At 38.5% G+C, this 19291-nt stretch carries 21 protein-coding genes; 19 read left to right on the top strand and 2 right to left on the bottom strand.

Features of this window, described 5'->3' with window-relative positions; all coding sequences use genetic code 11:
• Nucleotides 1-49 precede the first annotated feature (49 nt).
• The 11 genes from CRO16_RS09445 (at nucleotide 50) to CRO16_RS16455 (ending at nucleotide 9316) form a co-directional block, all read left to right on the top strand.
• Nucleotides 50-1057, top strand: coding sequence for an SDR family oxidoreductase (locus CRO16_RS09445; protein WP_097056446.1), 1008 nt, complete (start codon nucleotides 50-52; stop codon nucleotides 1055-1057).
• Entirely contained in the window at nucleotides 1057-2337 is a 1281-nt protein-coding gene (locus CRO16_RS09440) for a nucleotide sugar dehydrogenase (RefSeq protein ID WP_097056136.1), read from the top strand. Before CRO16_RS09445 ends, CRO16_RS09440 begins: the two co-directional genes overlap by 1 nt.
• Nucleotides 2338-2505: 168 nt before the next feature.
• Complete coding sequence (locus CRO16_RS09435; RefSeq protein ID WP_097056135.1) at nucleotides 2506-2874, top strand: four helix bundle protein; 369 nt, start codon at nucleotides 2506-2508, stop codon at nucleotides 2872-2874.
• A gap of 76 nt (nucleotides 2875-2950) precedes the next feature.
• Nucleotides 2951-4345: a UDP-glucose 6-dehydrogenase gene (locus tag CRO16_RS09430; RefSeq protein ID WP_097056134.1), complete on the top strand. Its 1395-nt coding sequence runs from the start codon at nucleotides 2951-2953 to the stop codon at nucleotides 4343-4345.
• Between the two features lie 222 nt (nucleotides 4346-4567).
• Complete coding sequence (gene cysQ, locus CRO16_RS09425) at nucleotides 4568-5281, top strand: 3'(2'),5'-bisphosphate nucleotidase CysQ (RefSeq protein ID WP_317042522.1); 714 nt, start codon at nucleotides 4568-4570, stop codon at nucleotides 5279-5281.
• Complete coding sequence (locus CRO16_RS09420) at nucleotides 5271-5735, top strand: DUF2061 domain-containing protein (protein ID WP_097056133.1); 465 nt, start codon at nucleotides 5271-5273, stop codon at nucleotides 5733-5735. The genes cysQ (CRO16_RS09425) and CRO16_RS09420 overlap by 11 nt, the downstream gene beginning before the upstream one ends.
• Before the next feature lie 114 nt (nucleotides 5736-5849).
• On the top strand, nucleotides 5850-6446 hold the full coding sequence (gene cysC / locus CRO16_RS09415) for an adenylyl-sulfate kinase (RefSeq protein WP_097056132.1): 597 nt from the start codon (nucleotides 5850-5852) through the stop codon (nucleotides 6444-6446).
• Nucleotides 6439-7344: a sulfate adenylyltransferase subunit CysD gene (gene cysD, locus CRO16_RS09410; protein ID WP_097056131.1), complete on the top strand. Its 906-nt coding sequence runs from the start codon at nucleotides 6439-6441 to the stop codon at nucleotides 7342-7344. Before cysC (CRO16_RS09415) ends, cysD (CRO16_RS09410) begins: the two co-directional genes overlap by 8 nt.
• A gap of 39 nt (nucleotides 7345-7383) precedes the next feature.
• The gene (locus tag CRO16_RS09405; RefSeq protein ID WP_097056130.1) at nucleotides 7384-7791 is read left to right on the top strand and encodes a GxxExxY protein; all 408 of its coding nucleotides are present in this window, start codon (nucleotides 7384-7386) and stop codon (nucleotides 7789-7791) included.
• 32 nt (nucleotides 7792-7823) lie between these two features.
• Entirely contained in the window at nucleotides 7824-9080 is a 1257-nt protein-coding gene (locus CRO16_RS09400) for a sulfate adenylyltransferase subunit 1 (RefSeq protein ID WP_097056129.1), read from the top strand.
• Between the two features lie 140 nt (nucleotides 9081-9220).
• Nucleotides 9221-9316, top strand: a complete 96-nt coding sequence (locus CRO16_RS16455; protein ID WP_394341393.1) for a hypothetical protein — start codon at nucleotides 9221-9223, stop codon at nucleotides 9314-9316.
• A gap of 44 nt (nucleotides 9317-9360) precedes the next feature.
• Here the strand turns inward: CRO16_RS16455 and CRO16_RS09395 are convergent, their stop codons facing one another.
• Both CRO16_RS09395 and CRO16_RS09390 read right to left on the bottom strand, forming a co-directional pair.
• Nucleotides 9361-10371, bottom strand: a complete 1011-nt coding sequence (locus CRO16_RS09395) for a glycosyltransferase family 10 domain-containing protein (RefSeq protein ID WP_179670521.1) — start codon at nucleotides 10369-10371, stop codon at nucleotides 9361-9363.
• Between the two features lie 8 nt (nucleotides 10372-10379).
• Nucleotides 10380-11324, bottom strand: coding sequence for an O-fucosyltransferase family protein (locus CRO16_RS09390; RefSeq protein WP_143544494.1), 945 nt, complete (start codon nucleotides 11322-11324; stop codon nucleotides 10380-10382).
• A 140-nt stretch (nucleotides 11325-11464) separates the two neighbouring features.
• On the opposite strand from CRO16_RS09390, the gene CRO16_RS09385 reads away from it, so the two are divergent.
• The 8 genes from CRO16_RS09385 (at nucleotide 11465) to CRO16_RS09350 (ending at nucleotide 19291) form a co-directional block, all read left to right on the top strand.
• The gene (locus CRO16_RS09385; protein ID WP_097056126.1) at nucleotides 11465-12910 is read left to right on the top strand and encodes a lipopolysaccharide biosynthesis protein; all 1446 of its coding nucleotides are present in this window, start codon (nucleotides 11465-11467) and stop codon (nucleotides 12908-12910) included.
• 60 nt (nucleotides 12911-12970) lie between these two features.
• Nucleotides 12971-14044, top strand: a complete 1074-nt coding sequence (locus CRO16_RS09380) for a DegT/DnrJ/EryC1/StrS family aminotransferase (protein WP_097056125.1) — start codon at nucleotides 12971-12973, stop codon at nucleotides 14042-14044.
• A 222-nt stretch (nucleotides 14045-14266) separates the two neighbouring features.
• Complete coding sequence (gene cysQ, locus CRO16_RS09375; protein ID WP_097056124.1) at nucleotides 14267-15070, top strand: 3'(2'),5'-bisphosphate nucleotidase CysQ; 804 nt, start codon at nucleotides 14267-14269, stop codon at nucleotides 15068-15070.
• Nucleotides 15060-15527, top strand: coding sequence for a DUF2061 domain-containing protein (locus CRO16_RS09370; protein ID WP_097056123.1), 468 nt, complete (start codon nucleotides 15060-15062; stop codon nucleotides 15525-15527). Before cysQ (CRO16_RS09375) ends, CRO16_RS09370 begins: the two co-directional genes overlap by 11 nt.
• Nucleotides 15528-15727: 200 nt before the next feature.
• Nucleotides 15728-16327, top strand: a complete 600-nt coding sequence (cysC, locus tag CRO16_RS09365; RefSeq protein WP_097056122.1) for an adenylyl-sulfate kinase — start codon at nucleotides 15728-15730, stop codon at nucleotides 16325-16327.
• Nucleotides 16320-17225: a sulfate adenylyltransferase subunit CysD gene (gene cysD, locus CRO16_RS09360; protein ID WP_097056121.1), complete on the top strand. Its 906-nt coding sequence runs from the start codon at nucleotides 16320-16322 to the stop codon at nucleotides 17223-17225. Before cysC (CRO16_RS09365) ends, cysD (CRO16_RS09360) begins: the two co-directional genes overlap by 8 nt.
• Before the next feature lie 11 nt (nucleotides 17226-17236).
• Nucleotides 17237-18493 (top strand): sulfate adenylyltransferase subunit 1, encoded by a 1257-nt coding sequence (locus CRO16_RS09355; protein WP_097056120.1) that lies wholly within the window; start codon nucleotides 17237-17239, stop codon nucleotides 18491-18493.
• 3 nt (nucleotides 18494-18496) lie between these two features.
• Entirely contained in the window at nucleotides 18497-19291 is a 795-nt protein-coding gene (locus CRO16_RS09350; RefSeq protein ID WP_143544492.1) for a hypothetical protein, read from the top strand.

The following is a 19291-nucleotide window of genomic DNA, read 5'->3' as shown; positions in this document are numbered from 1 at the left end:
AATTTTATCTTTGGCGGATATTTCAAAAAAACAATCCAAATTTAATTTAATGAACAGCAAACAATTTGAATTGCTGAGTTCTTCAAAAGTATTAGTAACCGGCGGTGCCGGATTTATTGGATCCAATCTTTGTGAGACTCTTCTGGATCTTAATGCTGAAGTAGTTTGCCTTGATAATTTCGCGACAGGGAAACGAGAAAATCTTTCTGCAATACATGATAATTCCAAATTCACATTAATAGAAGGAGACATTCGAAATCTCGATGCTTGTAAAAGAGCAGTTGCCGGGGTGGATTATGTGTTGCATCAGGCAGCACTGGGATCTGTTCCAAGATCTATTAATGATCCTATTACCAGTAATGAAGTCAACATATCAGGATTTCTGAACATGTTGGTAGCCTCCAGGGATGCCGGGGTTAAAAGATTTGTTTACGCGGCAAGTTCCTCTACTTATGGAGATTCTGAAGCCTTGCCTAAAGTTGAAGATAAGATTGGCAAACCTTTATCTCCATATGCCATTACAAAATATGTAAATGAGCTCTATGCCGATATTTTCCATACTACATATGGTTTAGATACTATTGGTTTGCGGTATTTCAATGTCTTCGGAAGAAAACAGGATCCGCATGGAGCTTATGCTGCCGTGATCCCAAAGTTTGTAATTCAATTCATGAAGCATGAAAGTCCGGTGATCAACGGTGACGGAACCTACTCCCGGGATTTCACTTATATCGATAATGTTATCCAAATGAATCTTTTGGCATTGACAACCGGGAACCAGGAGGCGCTGAATCAGGTTTATAATACGGCTGTAGGGGATAGAACCAATTTGAAACAACTTACACAACTCCTCAAGAAATATCTTTCAGAATACGATCCTGAAATAGCTAATGTAGAAGTAGAACACGGTCCGAACAGGGCTGGAGACATTCCACACTCATTGGCATCTGTGGATAAAGCAAAAGAATTATTAGGTTATGAACCTCAATACAAGATTGAAGCAGGGCTTAAAGAGGCTGTGGAGTGGTATTGGGAGAATTTATTAGTAAATAAATAATGGAAAACAAAAGAATAGCAGTTGTAGGTTTAGGTTATGTAGGCCTGCCTTTAGCAAGATTGTTTGCAACAAAATTTCCTGTAATAGGATTTGATATCAACAAGAAGAGAGTAGAAGAGCTAAAGAAAGGTATAGATACCACTCTTGAGGTTGAAAATGACATACTTCAGGAGGTGCTCGTTGAATCTCCTTCTGATGAAAACGGCTTGTACTGTACAGCAGAGCTTCAGGATATAAGAGACTGCAACTATTATGTAATTACTGTACCTACTCCGGTAGATAAAAATAACCGACCCGATCTTACCCCGTTATATAAAAGTAGCGAATCTGTAGGAAAGGTGCTTAAAAAAGGAGATATAGTAATTTACGAATCAACCGTTTTTCCGGGGGCAACAGAAGATGAATGTGTGCCGGTATTGGAGAAGACGAGCGGATTGAAATTCAATGAAGATTTCTATGTAGGTTATTCTCCCGAAAGAATAAATCCGGGGGACAAGGAGCATACGGTTGAAAAGATCTTAAAAGTCACTGCAGGTTCTACTCCCGAAGTAGGAAAAAAAGTAGACGAGCTTTATGCTTCAGTAATTACTGCAGGAACGCATCTGGCCCCAACGATCAAAGTTGCAGAAGCAGCAAAAGTGATTGAGAATTCTCAGCGTGATATCAATATTGCATTTGTCAATGAACTGGCAAAGATCTTCAATATGATGGATATTGATACCCAGGATGTTTTAGAAGCGGCGGGAACCAAATGGAATTTTCTGCCATTCAAACCCGGACTGGTAGGCGGACATTGTATTGGAGTCGATCCTTATTACCTGGCTCAAAAAGCTCAGGAGATTGGGTACCACCCCGAGATCATTCTGGCGGGAAGAAGAATGAACGACTCCATGGGCCAATACGTGGCTTCGGAAGTAGTAAAATTAATGCTTCAGAATGATCAAAAAGTAAAAGGAGCGAATATCCTGGTTCTGGGAATCACCTTTAAGGAGAACTGCCCTGATGTTAGGAACACCAAGGTGGTTGACGTTATTAAAAACCTGAAGGAGTACGGTACTAATATTACCATTTATGATCCGTTAGCCGACCCTGAGGAAGTGCAGCATGAATATGGGCTAACCACTACCAGAGAATTGCCTAAAGGAAAGTTTGAAGCTGTGGTGCTTACTGTTGCTCATAAAGAATTCCTTGATCTTGACCTTGATCAATTGAAAAATGGGCAAACAGTGGTTTATGATGTGAAGGGAGTATTAGGGGATAGGTGTGATAAAAAATTGTGATTAGTGATTGGTTAATTGGGGATTGGTGAATTAGGGAGTGGTGATTAGTGATCGAGGAATAGGGACTAATGAGTAATATAACAGATAGTGAAGATAATTTGGTTCGAAAAATAAAAAATCCAGTTAACTAATTAACCCGATAACCAATTAACCAATTAACCTAAAAGAATGGCTGACAATTTCGAGAAATTGGAGTGCTGGAAAAAGTGTTTTGAACTTAAACTTTTTATAAAGGAAAAAGTTATTCTAGCCTTGCCGGATTCTGAAAAATTCGATTTACGGTCGCAAATTTTGAGGGCTTCCCGTTCAGCAACGGCAAATATTGCGGAGGGATGGGGTCGTTATCATTATAAAGAAAACGTCAAATTTCTTCTGAATGCTCGTGGATCAGTGGCCGAAGTTTTAGATCATGCTCTTGAAGCACACTCCTGGAATTATATAACAAAGGAGAATTTAGCGGAAATAAGAAATACTACCGACTCCTGCATAAGGTTGTTAAATGGTTATATTAAATATTTAAGAAAACAGAATGAGTAAAGATTGGTCAGGTTAATATAAGTAGAGAACAGCTACCAATTAACTTATTAACCAATCCCCAATTAACTACAAATAAATGAAAATAAAAAATATTTGCTGCATCGGTGCCGGTTACGTGGGAGGTCCTACCATGGCGGTAATCGCTCAAAAATGTCCAAACGTAAATGTTACTGTGGTCGACATCAACGAGAAGAGAATAAAGCAGTGGAATGATCCCGATGTAGAAAAGATCCCAATATACGAACCAGGGCTTTCAGAAATAGTGAAGGAGGCCAGAGGCCGTAATCTCTTTTTTTCAACTGATGTAGACAAGGCAATTGACGAAGCCGATATGATCTTTATTTCCGTAAATACACCAACCAAGACTTACGGAATTGGAAAAGGTATGGCAGCTGATCTAAAATGGATTGAGCTGTGTGCACGCCAAATTGCTGAAGTATCAAAAAATGATAAAATAGTTATTGAGAAATCAACCTTACCCGTACGTACAGCTGCGGCGTTGAGAGATATTCTAGACAGTACAGGAAATGGTGTGAAATATCAAATTCTGTCGAATCCGGAATTCTTAGCAGAAGGAACTGCAGTAGAAGACTTAAGAAATCCCGATCGCGTTCTTATTGGAGGAGATATAGAAACTGAAGAAGGTAGGGAGGCTATGGAAGCCCTTGTAAATATTTATGCAACATGGGTTCCAAGAGAAAAGATCTTAACCACCAATGTTTGGTCCTCCGAATTATCGAAACTTACAGCCAATGCATTCCTGGCACAAAGGGTCTCGTCCATAAATGCAATGTCTGAACTTTGCGAAAAGACCGGAGCAGACATAAATGAAGTTTCTAAAGCTATAGGGATGGATAGCCGGATAGGTCCGAAATTTTTGAAAGCATCTGTTGGCTTTGGAGGGTCTTGTTTCCAAAAAGACATCCTGAACCTTGTGTATATTGCCCGCACCTTCAATTTGAATGAGGTCGCAGATTACTGGGAGCAGGTGATCATTATGAATGATCATCAAAAAAGGCGTTTTGCAGCTAATATGGTGCAAACCATGTACAACACTGTAGCCGGTAAGAAAATTGCCATTTTAGGGTGGGCCTTTAAAAAAGATACAAATGATACTCGGGAATCAGCAGCTATTTATGTGGCAGATTATCTGCTTAATGAACAGGCAGAGATCATGGTATATGATCCTAAGGTAACCGAGGAGCAGATCTATTCAGACCTTGATTATCTCGGCACCCGTAGCGGAGATGCAAACCGGCAGGCCGTTACAGTTGTTAATTCTCCTTATGAAGCCTGTGAAGATGCGCACGCTATCGCCGTTCTTACTGAATGGGACGAATTTAAAGAACTGGATTGGCAAAAGCTTTATGATAAGATGTTGAAGCCTGCATTCTTGTTTGATGGCAGAAGGTTATTGGAACCTAAGACCAAGAAGGAGATCGGATTTGAATTCTATGCGATAGGAAACTGATTTGGCGGATTAGTACTGATTTCCCCAATTTTAAAAATAGACGTTTTATAACCTTACTTAAAAAAGGAGAGAAGCGTCTTTTTTTGTGCCCTATATTTTCGCTCTTTTATCAACTTTGAATATATTTGGTGGCCGATGAAAGAATATATAGAAATAGCCATTGAGGCTGCTATAGCAGCCGGAAGAGAGATTATGAAAGTCTAGGAAAAAGAGGACTTTCAGGTGGAAATAAAGGCTGATGCATCTCCTTTGACTATAGCTGATAAGAGAGCCAATGACGTCATAAATGGATATTTAAAATCTACAGTTCTCCCCGTTATAAGTGAAGAAAACCTTGAGTTACCTTTTGAAGAAAGGAAGAATTGGGACCGCTGTTGGATTGTAGATCCTCTTGATGGCACAAAAGAGTTCATTAAACGCAATGGGGAATTCACCGTTAATATAGCTTTGGTTTCAGAAGGAAAGCCTGAGATAGGCGTAATTTATGCTCCGGCTCTTGACGTAATTTACTTTAGCCTGGTTTCAGAGAAAAAGGCTTTTAAATTTCATATAACTGCAGAAGCAGTAGATGCAACTGAAATCATCAAGTCTGCCAGAGAAATTCATCCGAAAAAAGTGTCAAATGCTATCAAGATTGTCGGGAGTCGCTCGCATATGAACGAGGAAACTCTCAAATTTATAAAAGAACTAAAATCCGCAGAGAAGGAGGTACAGGTGGTTTCTATAGGAAGCTCCCTAAAGTTTTGCTTATTGGCAGAAGGTGAAGCTCATTACTATCCAAGATTTGGCCCCACTATGGAGTGGGATACCGAAGCAGGACAGGCTATTTGTGAAGCGGTGGGTTTTACCTGCAAGTTTAGCCATTCGGGTAAAAGCATTCAATATAACCGGGAAAATTTAAGAAACGATAACTTTGTAGTTTCTTATGAAGGATAAATCACATAAGCGACATATTGCCAAGACTATTACCTGGAGGATTGTTGGAACTTTGGATACTATTCTGCTGGCCTGGCTTATCTCCGGGAGCCCCTTTACGGGATTAAAGATTGGTTTTGCTGAAGTTATTACAAAAATGATCCTTTATTACTTTCACGAAAGACTCTGGTTTAAAGGAGAATTTTCTCATTCCTCCGGAAAATGGAACAGTAGAAGACGGCACATAGCTAAAACTATTTCCTGGCGTATTGTAGGTACCATGGATACCATGCTTCTCGCCTGGATCATCACCGGAAATCCAATTACCGGATTAAAGATTGGATTAGCAGAGGTTATTACAAAAATGGTTTTGTATTATCTCCACGAGCGTACCTGGTACAAAGTTGATTACGGACTTCAGGGAAGGAGAAACAAAACTGATGAAGTATTAGAAGTGAAGGAGCAGGTGGATTGAAGTTAGATTTACGAAGTTAGACATACGAAGAGCAGTTCTGATTAATAAATCACTAATTAACTAATTACCAATCTCAGATTAACGAATTAACCAATCCCGAATTAACGAAAAACAATGCCCAACATTATAAAACACAAATACCATATTTCCAGGGAAGATCGCAGCAAAAAAAACGGTCATACTTCTCTTGTACTTTGGTTTACCGGTTTGTCAGGTTCAGGAAAGTCTACAATTGCAAGTAAGCTCGAAGAACGGCTATTTAAGCAGGGCGTTCAGACCTATGCTTTGGACGGAGACAACATTCGCAGCGGACTCAATAAAGGGCTTGGATTTTCCAGAGAAGATCGGTTTGAGAACAACAGGAGGATTTCAGAGGTTGCAAAATTATTTATGGATGCAGGAATGCTCACTATTACTGCCTTTATTTCTCCTTTAAAAGAGGATAGGGACCAAGCAAAAAATATTATTGGAAGGGAGAATTTTCTGGAGATCTTTGTAAACACGCCTCTTGAAATTTGTGAGAAGAGGGATGTCAAAGGTTTCTATGCAAAAGCCAGGGCAGGGGAGATAAAAAATTTTACTGGAATAAGCGCTCCTTATGAAGTACCTGAAACTCCCGATTTTGAAATCAAAACAGAGGAAGAATCTGTAGAGGAATCTGTGGAGAGGCTGCTAAAATTCCTTGAACAAAAAATATTATATCATGAGTAAATATTTTCTGAATTACCTGGATGAACTGGAATCGGAAGCAATATTTATCCTGAGGGAAGTCTGGGCCCAGTTCGAAAACCCGGTAATCCTTTTTTCAGGTGGGAAGGACTCCATTCTCGTTACTCACCTCGCAAAAAAGGCATTTTATCCTGCTAAAATTCCTTTTGCATTACTGCATGTGGACACAGGACATAATTTTCCAGAAACCATTCAGTTTAGAGATGATCTGGTTAAGGAACTTGGAGTAAAGCTAATTGTAGGTTCCGTGCAAGATTCGATCAATAACGGAAGAGTGGCTGAAGAAAGAGGAAAGAATGCAACCCGTAACGCCTTGCAGATAACAACCTTATTGGATACTATTGAGGAGCGCAGGATCGATTGCGCTATTGGTGGGGGAAGAAGAGATGAGGAAAAGGCAAGAGCAAAGGAGCGTTTCTTTTCTCATAGGAACGACTTCGGTGAATGGGATCCAAAAAATCAGCGGCCGGAGTTGTGGAATTTGCTCAATGGAAAACACTTTGAAGGAGAGCATTTTCGAGCCTTTCCCATCAGTAACTGGACAGAGATGGATGTGTGGAATTATATCAAAAGAGAAAACATAAAAATCCCTTCGCTGTACATCGCCCATGAGCGGGAAGTAGTTTGGAGGAGCAATTCCTGGATACCGGTTTCAGAATTCTTGAGATTGGAAGAAGGGGAGAAAATCCAAAAGAAAAAAATCCGTTTCCGAACCCTTGGCGACATTACTATCACTGGTGGTATAGAATCAGAAGCAGATACCTTAGAAAAGATCGTTCAGGAGGTTTCAGCTATGAGAAAAACCGAGAGAGGGGATAGGAGTGATGATAAACGTTCTGAGACCGCTATGGAAGATAGGAAGCGCCAGGGCTACTTCTGATCACGAATTAAAGAATCGAATTATCGCGAATTAAAGCGAATGAAACGAATGGAGTCCGACAGTAAAATCTTATATAAAGAGGAAAGCTATAAGATCATTGGAGCATGTATGAAAGTCCATCGTGGTTTAGGGTCCGGTTTCCTTGAGTCTGTTTATGAAGAAGCTCTGGAGCAAGAATTTAAAAATGCAGAAATTCCTTTCGAACGGCAGGTTAAGTTGAATATTTTTTATAAAGAGCAAAAATTGAAGAAATATTACATTGCTGATTTTGTTTGTTATGATAAAATTGTTCTGGAAGTAAAATCAGTTAAACATATACCTGTCGCTTTCCTTTCACAGTTAAATAACTATTTAGCAGCTACTCGAAAAGAGCTTGGTGTTCTTGTGAATTTCGGCACTACATCCTTAACCTATAAAAGAATTATTAATACAACCCATTCGCGATAATTCGTTATAAATTCGCGATAATTAGTGACATAATGCATATAGATAACAACCAATTATTACGATTTACTACTGCAGGTTCGGTGGATGATGGGAAAAGCACCTTAATAGGCCGCCTCTTATACGACTCAAAATCAATCTTTGAAGACCAGCTCGAATCCGTTAGTGTCACGAGTGCAAAAAAAGGACACAGAGGTGTGGATCTCGCTTTGTTTACTGATGGTTTAAGGGATGAAAGGGAGCAGGGGATCACCATTGATGTTGCCTACAGGTACTTTACGACTCCGAAGAGAAAATTCATTATTGCCGATACTCCGGGGCATATTCAATATACCAGGAATATGGTTACCGGGGCATCTACTGCAAATGTTGCTGTGATTTTGATCGACGCCCGACACGGAGTGATAGAACAAACGAAAAGGCATTCTTTTATCGCTTCTTTGCTGAACATTCCACATCTTATTGTTTGTATCAATAAAATGGATCTGGTGGATTACTCTGAAGATAGGTTCAATGAGATCATTGGACAATTCGAGGAATTTTCTTCAAAACTGCTTATGAAGGATGTACGCTTCATTCCTATCAGCGCTTTGGAAGGAGATAACGTGGTGAACCGGTCACAGAGTATGGATTGGTATCAGGGAGGGACTTTACTGAACATACTGGAGACTTTGCATATTAGCAGCGATATTAATAAAATTGATGCCCGCTTCCCGGTACAGACGGTGCTAAGACCTCAAAGTGAAGAACACCGGGACTACAGAGGATATGCGGGAAGAGTGGCCAGCGGAATCTACCGTGTAGGAGATGAAGTGGCAGTATTGCCATCTGGATTTACTTCAAAAATAAGATCCATAAATTCAGGCGAAACAGAAATTGAAGAAGCCTACGCTCCTATGTCCATCGCTATGACCCTTGAAGATGATGTAGATGTGGGTCGGGGTGACATGATAGTAAGGTTAAATAATCAGCCGGAGCCTACCCAGGAGTTTGATGTAATGCTTTGCTGGCTGAATGATGATGCAGCCAAACCAAGGGCGAAATATACTATCACTCATACTTCTAATGAGCAGCGTGCAATCATAAAGGAAGTCATATATAAAATCGACATCAATACCTACGATAGGATCATTGAGGATAAGGAATTAAAAATGAATGATATCTCTCGTGTAAAAATTAGGTGTACTCGTCCTTTAATGGTTGATTCCTACCGTGACAACAGAAATACTGGAAGTATAATTCTCGTTGATGAGAATACAAATGAAACGGTGGCAGCAGGTATGATATTATAAACAGTCAATCCGGGCAATCCGTAGTAATCCGCGTAATCATTTTAATTTCCAGATCGATATCAACGCTTATGACAGGATAACCAATGACAAAAATTTGTCTCGAAATGTAATCGCCCGGGTGAAGTTGAGGTGAACCAATTATGTCAGATTCCTATAGAGAGAACAGGAATAAAGGTAGTTCCATTTTGATTGATGAATCAACTGATGAAACTATCGCCGCTGGGATGATTGTTTAAACGGATGAAATCCGTGGAATCAGATAAATCCGTGTAATCTCTTATTAGAGTTTAAGTAACCTTTTTAAAGAAGATAGTTTATCCGGTTTCCCCGAATGAAATTTTTTGGCCAATTCATTTTCATAATTTCTGATCGTGCCAAATTTGGGCCTTCTATAAGCTTTTTCTAAATCCTGATCGAAAACCGTTTTTAAAAACCTCTCCAGTGTCTCCTCCTTAAGATTCTCAGGAATTTCATTTCTGGGTAAGGGAGGTTCATTTAACATTTGAAGCGCCAGCTCATCATTTTGATCTATTTCTTTCACCCTCTCAATCACCTCTTTAAAAGTTTTAAATTCATGACAGTTGATCAGGGACTTAGAATTAAAATCTTTTGTCACCTCGGGGTTTCCCCAATAAATAGGAATAGTATTGGTGATGTAGGCATGCATCAGCTTTTCTGTGGTATAGCCTGCCGAGGAAGAGTTTTCAAAGGCAATGGTGAATTTACATTTTGACTGAAAGTTCAGTTTTGTGTACATCCAGTTCTCTGTAAATCTTCCCCCCACATCCATTGAAGCGTTCTTGAGATGGCTCCCTGGCGACATGACCTTTTTGTAATTACTTAGAAGGTGAAAAAATTCATCTCTTGCCAGATCTGCCTGGGAATTAGAATATATGAAATTGCAGAAATATTCTTTCTTTTCAAGGTCTTTTATATTAAATGATCTTGGCTTCAGGAGCTTTTTAAACTGGTCCGGAATAAGTGCAAAGTTAGGATATCTTAAATATCGGTCTCCGAATTCCAGGTAACTGAATCCTATTCCGTAGTCACAGAGATTGAAATCCGGGATCAGGTTCTCTCCGGTGTAATAGATCTTTACCGGGTTTTTATACTTAAGAAAATCTCTGCCATAGCAGGAATAAATGAGATACTCGGGATTTCCCTTATCCAAAATAAGCTCATAGTGGCGGCTTAAAAGTTCATATAAATAATTATTGGCGGGATCAAAACCTTTATAGAAATCGGTGAACCAGATTTTTAAAGGCTTGAAAGTGTCTTTCTTCTTTTCCATATCTTGATTTACCATAATAACCACTTCTTATAATCAATCCCGGTACACTTTTCTTCTCCCATCCGCATAGCTAGATAATTTCCAGGACCGGAACTATAGGTGCCTATGAAGTGTTCAGAAGAAGCACATATATCAATACTGGCCATTAATTTTAGCAATCTTAGGTATTTATCCCTTTTGCTCAGCTGTAAAAATTCTGCATGAATATATCCCTGTTCTGACGGCTGGCATAAAGTTAAAAAATTCCAGGATGGATAATTATTTCTAAGTTCTTTTATTGAGCGGTAGTCATCGGTCAAAACAAAAATATTTTTGGATAGCCCCGATTTTACTGTTTCTTGCATATAGTTCTCGACATTATAAATTTCATTTTCTTTGGTTTTGTCGCCCGCTCGAATATGCATACTTATGAAATTGTCAGGTAAAACTACAGACTCTTTATATTCTTTAATATAAGTTGCAGCAGGCTCGTTATAACGCCATAACATTTCTACTATAGTTTTTGCTGCATTAGGAAGGGTGGAATTAAATATACCAAGTTCAGGAATTGTAAATGACGTAGATTCAAATTCCCGGGTTCTAAAACTATCCCATATATCTTGTGTTAAATAATCATTTCCTGTTAGAGATCGAAGGAGAACGGGAGGCCATATTTTGGCATTTTCCATCTGGTATGCCCTTCGGTTATAACGTTTGTGAAGAAAAAATTTGGTTTCTTCACAAAAGGGCAGAAAGTAATCCTGCCAACCTTTAATGTGAGCCAAATTGCCTCCTTTGGAATATAAACTGAATTTAATTTTATTTTTTAAACAGTAAAGAATAGCAAAAACCATATTATTGAATTCAGAAAAGAACCCGGCATTTGCTCCTAAATGGAAAGTCAGTTTTTTTTCAAACGAATTATTTAGTTGTTGATAACGCACTAAAACTTCATTGGTGTTAAAAGATTCCAATTCTGCAGATTTTGATACCATAATAGTAGGCTCAAAGCTAATATTTAAAATTAATAATATCCCTTTTAGGTTGGGATTAAGTATTATTTGGTGAATAAGTCATACTTTCGTTCTATCTTTTTAAGATAACCTACTGTTAAATGGCATTAAAGAAAGTCGTTACATCCGGCCTGGTATGGACTTTTACTCAGCAATTCGGGAATCAAATAATTGGGTTTATTGTCTCTTTGATCCTTGCCAGATTACTACTTCCTGCAGAATTCGGATTAATTGCAATGATTGCCGTTTTTGTAGCTGTAGGTAATGGAATTATAGATAGTGGTTTAAGCCTCTCGATTATTAGGGATACCGAAGCTGATGAAAAGGATTTTTCTACCGTTTTTATTTTTAACGTCTTTGCAGGATTATTAATTTACACAGGAATTTTCTTTAGTGCACCTCTAATTGCTGAATTTTATAAGCAAGACCTACTTACAAATATTATTAGGGTTTATTGTTTGACATTTATTTTCTCAGCCGCAACTTCTGTTCATCTGGCTCTGTTCACACGTGATATGAAATTTAAAGTTCAAACCCTTACTGCTATTCCTGCAGCATTGATTGGTGGAGCCTTAGGAATTTTTCTTGCCATTGAAGGTTTTGGGGTTTGGAGTCTGGTGTACAGCAGTCTATTAACCTCCCTGATTAGCGCTGTACTTATCTGGAAATATTCTCATTGGTTCCCTTCCATGATTTTCAAAAAAGACACTTTTATAAAACACTGGAATTATGGTTATAAACTGGGCGTGGCCAATCTACTTAATAGATTATTTAATAATCTGTATTTAGTAGTAATAGGGAAATTTTTTTCTCCGGCATTACTGGGTTTCTACAGCCGGGCCGAAAGCACAAAACAATTACCGCTAAGTAATATTGAGAGGGCTCTGAATAAGGTTAGTTTCCCAATGTTTGTAGGGATTAAAGATGATCCGGAACGCCTAAAAAGTGTTTTTAGAAAACTTTTGAAGATGGTTTTATATATAGTGAGTCCGGTTTTGATGATCAGTGCTGCACTGGCAGATCCACTGTTCAGATTTCTTTTTACTGAAAAATGGCTACCTGCTGTTCCTTTTTTTCAGATCTTATGTTTAGGTGGATTACTATTACCTCTTCATAGTTATAATTTAACTCTGTTGAATATCTATGGTAGAAGTGATCTTTTTCTGAAGCTGGAAATTGTAAAGAAAATTCTCATTGTAGTTTCTCTGTTATTAATTATACCATTTGGAATATATGGTTTGCTATGGGGGCAGGTGGTTCTTTCACTGGTGGCATTTTTTATAAACGCCTATTATACCCAGATTTTCATAACCTATCCTCTGAGTTCACAATTAAGAGATGTTTTTCCTGTATACTTCATAACCTTTCTTGGTGCCGCTATTGTTTTTCTTGGGGACCAGAATCTTTTCTATGATTTTCCGGATTTTGTTAGATTAATGGCAGGAGGATTTATTGGTTTGGGTATTTATTTTATTTTATCTGTTTTTGGTAGGTTTGAACAATTACCACAGTTAAAAGATTTAATTAGAGAACATCGAACAAAATAATTTCTAAATCATTGCCTGTTCTAACAAAAGGCAAACACTTAAAAACGAGAAATCAAATAAATGATCAACGTCACCAAAACTTTTCTTCCTCCAATTGAGGAGTATCAAAAATACCTGGAGCAGATTTGGAATTCCAATCAGATCGCTAATGGAGGAAAACTGTGGTATGAGTTACAGACAAAGCTTAAAGACTATCTCGATTCACCTGACCTTATTCTAACCGCTAATGGGACCCTGCCTTTGCAGATCGCTTTAAAAGTGCTCGCAGGAAATGGAGAGGTGATCACCACTCCTTTCAGTTATGTAGCTACTACCGCGGCTATCGTGTGGGAGAAATGCACACCTGTTTTTGTTGATATACACCCTGAATATTTGACCATTGATGAAACTAAAATAGAAGCTGCGATTACAGACCAAACCACAGCAATCCTGGCAACACATGTTTTTGGAAATCCCTGTAATGTGGAGGAAATTGACAGAATAGCAAAAAAACATGGACTTAAGGTCATATATGATGCTGCTCACTGTTTTGGTGTAAAGTATAAGGGAGAGTCTATTTTTAATTATGGAGATGTGAGTACCTGTAGCTTCCATGCAACAAAGATCTTCCATACAGGGGAAGGCGGGGCAATGTTTTGTAAAGATCCTGATTTATACAAGGAACTATTTTACAGTCACAACTTTGGACACAAAAGCGCAACAGAATTTTTAGGACTTGGGATTAATGCTAAGATGAACGAGCTACAGGCGGCAATGGGATTAGCAGTTTTGCCTTATGTCGAATCCAATATAGAACAAAGAAAAGTGGTCTATGATTTTTACCAAGTGGCCCTGACAAATACTGAGCTCAATATAATTAAACTTCGTGAGGGTGTAGAATGGAACTACAGCTATTTTCCGGTAATTTTTTCTGATGAAAATGAACTTTTAAAAGTACAGAAGGCTCTGAATGAAAAAGAAATCTTTCCAAGACGCTATTTTTATCCCTCTTTGAATTCTTTACCATACATTCAAGGAAAAAAAATTGAAATTTCAGAATCTATTTCTGGTAGAATTCTTTGTCTTCCTTTTTATGCAGGTCAGAATCCTGCACAGTTAAAAGAAATCACCTCTACCTTAACGGCTGCGGAATAATTTGATTGTCAGAATGAAATTTTTTTAATTTTAAAGGGAAGACAGAAAAGGTTTTTATTAGTCCTTATATTTGCTCACTTCCTTTTTGCTACTAACTTTTTTCGGGCTCGATTTTACTGATAATTTTTAGAAAATTTCTTTTTCACAGTTCTTTAAGACCTTTTTCTGAGGCTATGTGAGATTGGCCGAGTATATTTGCAGCCTCATAATTATTGGACAAGTTTGAATAAAAATTTAAAGATTGCGATTGAAGCGGCGGCGGCTGCAGGAAAAGTGATCATGGAAATCTACGACAGTGAGAATTTCTGGATAGAGACCAAAGAAGATAATTCCCCTCTGACTCTTGCAGATAAAAAAGCGAATGAAGTTATTAACGAATTTCTTTTTCCCACCAATATTCCCCTGATCAGTGAGGAGAATAAGCAAATTGACTATAGTGTTAGAAAACAATGGGAAGAGTGTTGGATCGTAGACCCGCTGGATGGAACTAAGGAATTTATCAAAAGAAATGGAGAATTTACGGTAAACATTGCCTTTGTTTCCCGAGGAAAACCACGATTGGGAGTAATCTTCGCACCTGCTCTTAACAGTCTGTATTTTGCAGATGTTTCAGAAAATAAAGCTTTTAAGGTTTCTATTGCCCCGGATGATCTTAATATCGATGATATTTTGAACAAAGCTGAGGAAATTTTACCTTCCGGTCATAAAGATTGCATAAGAGTAGTGGGAAGCCGATCCCATATGAACAATGATACTTTAGAATACATTGAGGAGTTGAAAAAGAAGTTTGGAAAAAAGATTGAAGTAGTCTCAAAAGGAAGTTCTTTAAAATTCTGTTTGGTCGCAGAAGGACAAGCCCAGGTATACCCCCGGTTTGCACCCACCATGGAATGGGATACCGTTGCGGGGCAGGCAATTTGTGAGGCAGTTGGATTGAATTGTATTTCCCGGGAGACCGGAAAATCCATGACTTATAACCGGGAAGATCTTTTAAACGGTCATTTCTTTATTTCACATGAAGGATAGTTCCCATAAAAGACATATTGCCAAAGCGGTCACCTGGCGTATAGTTGGTACCATTGACACTATTTTACTTTCTTGGTTCATATCGGGAGATGCTTTTATCGGTTTAAAAATTGGCTTTGCAGAAGTGATCACCAAAATGGTTTTTTACTATTTGCATGAAAGAATGTGGTTCAAAGTCAAATTAGGTCTTAAAAAGAATGGTGATGACAGCAAAAAAAGACATCTTGCAAAAACTGTCTCCTGGAGGGTTGTAGGCACATTAGATACTATGCTTCTGGCATGGATTATCACGGGGAATCCTGTTACCGGCTTACAAATCGGATTTGCAGAGGTGGTGACTAAGATGATCTTGTACTATCTCCATGAACGTACATGGTATAAAATCGACTTTGGACTTCCCAATCGCAGAGAAAAAGATAAAGAAGTAGCAGAAGTTACAGAAGGCTATGGGACGTGATGGCACTTAGACGAGGGAACCTGTGATTTGGAGACGAGGGTATTAAATCGTAGTAGTAAGAACAAATGAGATCGATAGAATAGGTAGCAAAATACTAGGAAGTTCACGGAACAACAATAGCTGTGCATAAAGAAATTAATCAATTTTGAAAATACGAATTAAGGATTCTCAAATTAACGAATTACCGAATTAACGAAAAAATGTCCTCCAACATAACACAACACGACTATCATATTTCCCGGCAGGAGCGTAACCGGCAGAATGATCATAATTCCTTCGTGATCTGGTTTACCGGTCTTTCGGGATCGGGAAAATCTACCATTGCTAATCACTTAGAGAAAGAATTATTTAAGAACGGTATCAGGACGTATTCTTTGGATGGTGATAATGTGCGCAGTGGCCTGAATAGAGATTTGACTTTCTCTCTTGAGGATAGGAAGGAAAATAACAGGAGAATAGCCGAAGTGGCCAAACTTTTTATGGATGCCGGAATGGTAACTATTACCGCTTTTATTTCCCCATTGAGAAAGGACCGGGAAGAGGCTAAGAAGGTTATTGGGCAGGATAATTTCGTAGAGATCTTTGTAAATACCCCTCTGAAGATATGTGAAGAAAGAGATGTTAAGGGTCTATACAAGAAAGCGAGAGCCGGAGAAATCAAAAATTTTACGGGTATCAGTTCTCCATATGAAGCTCCAGAAGATCCTGCTGTAGAAATAAGGGCAGAGGAGGAAACCGTGGAGGAGTCAGTAGAGAGGGTAATTAAAGTTTTAAAGGAAAAATTGAAATACAATGAGTAAATATTATTTGAACTACCTGGATGAGTTAGAATCTGAGGCCATTTATATTCTTCGGGAAGTGTGGGCTCAATTTGAAAATCCTGTCATTCTATTTTCCGGGGGTAAGGATTCGATTCTCGTTACCCATTTAGCTAAAAAAGCATTTTTTCCATCGAAAATACCTTTTGCGCTCATGCATGTGGATACTGGTCATAATTTTCCCGAAACGATAAAATTCAGGGATGATCTGATAAAGGAATTGGGTGTAAAATTGATCGTAGGTTCGGTTCAGGAATCCATTAATAGTGGTCGTGTAGCAGAGGAAAAAGGAAAGAACGCAACCCGTAACGCATTACAAATCACAACCCTCCTAGATGCTATTGAAGAAAATAAAATTGATTGTGCGATCGGGGGAGGCCGAAGAGATGAAGAGAAAGCCCGTGCAAAAGAAAGGTTCTTCTCCCATAGGGATGACTTCGGCCAGTGGGATCCTAAGAACCAAAGACCGGAACTTTGGAATCTCCTGAATGGAAAACATTTCGAAGGGGAGCATTTCAGGGCCTTCCCAATTAGTAACTGGACAGAAATGGACGTCTGGAATTATATCAAAAGAGAAAACATCAAAATTCCATCTTTGTATTTTGCCCATGAAAGGAAAGTGGTATTCAGAAGTAATTCCTGGATCCCCGTTTCAGAATATTTGAGGCTGGAAGAAGGAGAGAATATAGAGAAGAAAAAGATTCGTTTCAGAACTTTAGGAGATATTACTATCACGGGGGGAATAGAGTCAGATGCTGACACCCTGGAAAAGATCGTTCAGGAAGTTTCAGCCATGCGGAAAACCGAAAGGGGTGATCGTTCTGATGATAAGCGTTCTGAAACTGCAATGGAAGATCGAAAAAAACAAGGATATTTTTAGAATTAGAATCTATGGAAATTAATAACAACCAACTACTACGCTTCACAACTGCCGGATCAGTAGATGACGGCAAGTCAACCTTGATAGGTCGACTTTTATACGACTCTAAATCCATTTTTGAGGACCAGTTGGAGTCGGTAAGTGCTACCAGTGCAAAAAAAGGCCATGATGGGGTCGATCTAGCCCTCTTTACCGATGGTTTGAAAGATGAAAGAGAGCAGGGGATAACTATAGATGTAGCATATCGTTACTTCACCACTCCTAAACGTAAATTCATTATTGCAGATACCCCCGGGCATATCCAATATACACGAAATATGGTTACGGGAGCTTCCACGGCTAATGCTGCAGTGATCTTAATTGATGCTCGTCATGGGGTAATTGAGCAAACAAAACGGCATTCTTTTATTGCATCTTTATTGAATATTCCTCACCTAATCGTTTGTGTCAACAAAATGGACCTGGTTGATTTTTCAGAAGAAGTATATAATAATATAATAATACAGTTCGAAGAGTTTTCTTCCAAGCTATTGATGAAGGATGTAAGATTTATACCTATTAGTGCATTAAAAGGGGATAATGTGGTAAACAAATCAGAGAACATGGCTTGGTACCAAAACGGAACGCTTCTAAGTACTCTTGAAAATCTGCATATCAGCAGTGATATCAATAAGATCGATGCACGTTTTCCTGTACAGACCGTATTACGACCGCAGAGTGATAGGTATAGGGATTACAGGGGGTATGCCGGAAGGATTGCAAGTGGTATTTATCGAACTGGAGATGAAGTAGCAGTCCTACCATCTGGATTTACTTCAAAGATCAGATCGATCAATGCCGGGGAGAAGGAAGTGGAAGAGGCATATGCCCCCATGTCTGTCGCAATAACTCTTGAGGATGACATTGATGTAAGCAGGGGTGACATGATCGTTAAGAAGAATAACCAACCTGAGCAGGAGCAGGAGTTCGATGTAATGCTGTGCTGGTTAAACAACGATGCTATGAACCCGCGCGCTAAATATACTATCGTGCATACTTCCAATGAAGAACGTGCAATTATCAAGGAGGTGATTTATAAGATGAATATTAACACGTTTGAAAGAGATAGTGAAGATTCCAATTTAGAGATGAATGACATTGCCAGAGTGAAGATCCGAACCACCAGAAGGTTAATGCTGGATTCGTACAGGGATAATCGTATTACCGGCAGTATAATAATAATTGATGAAAACTCTAATGAAACCGTAGCCGCGGGAATGATTGTATAAGCAATGAAATTTATATCCATAATAGGTTACGATAGAAGTGGTACTACTTTCATGGGAAGTTATTACACACATTTTACCAAAAATGTATTCTACGCCGGTGAAATAGACAAGGCTATTCAGATCTTGAAATCGACTTCAGATCAAATAGTGGTTTGTAGTTGTGGAAAACCCTATCCTGATTGTCCTGTTTGGGGACAAATTAAAAAATCAATTTCTTCCGGAGAACTTAAAAATTTGAAGGATATTGTTTTTAGGCTCCAGGCAATTACGGGAGCAGAGATTATTCTGGATACTTCCAAACAATTGGATCGCTTGAAGGAATATTCCGAAATTTTTAAGGACCAGTTTTACACTATTCATATCAAAAGAAACCCTAAAGGTGTTATTCTTTCCCGTATGAAAAATAGAAAAAGAAGGGTGAAAGAGAAAAGCCATCCAAAACCATTCATTGCTAGGAGGTATAATATGATGATGATTTACGATAGTTTAGAATGGACCTATAGAAATTTTATTCTTGAGCAGATCAAAGTAAGAGATAGAAATCTTGAGCTAACCTACGATTTTTTACCTAATGAGTTGCCAAATAAACTAATAGCTTTTAATAATGATCATGACATAGCTGTTGATGAAAGCAAAATAACGAATCATATCCTTTGGGGTGATAAAAGAAGGACGAATTTTGATAAAAATATTAGGTTAAATAGTTCCTGGCAAACACAACTGAATACCTTTCAGAAAATAACAGTAGATCTTTTAACATGGCCCTTAAGATCTTTAAAGAATTATAGATTTAAATAA

Origin of the sequence: Salinimicrobium sediminis, assembly GCF_900215295.1 — a bacterium.
Taxonomy (GTDB): domain Bacteria; phylum Bacteroidota; class Bacteroidia; order Flavobacteriales; family Flavobacteriaceae; genus Salinimicrobium; species Salinimicrobium sediminis.
This window is presented reverse-complemented; position numbering and strand designations above follow the sequence as displayed.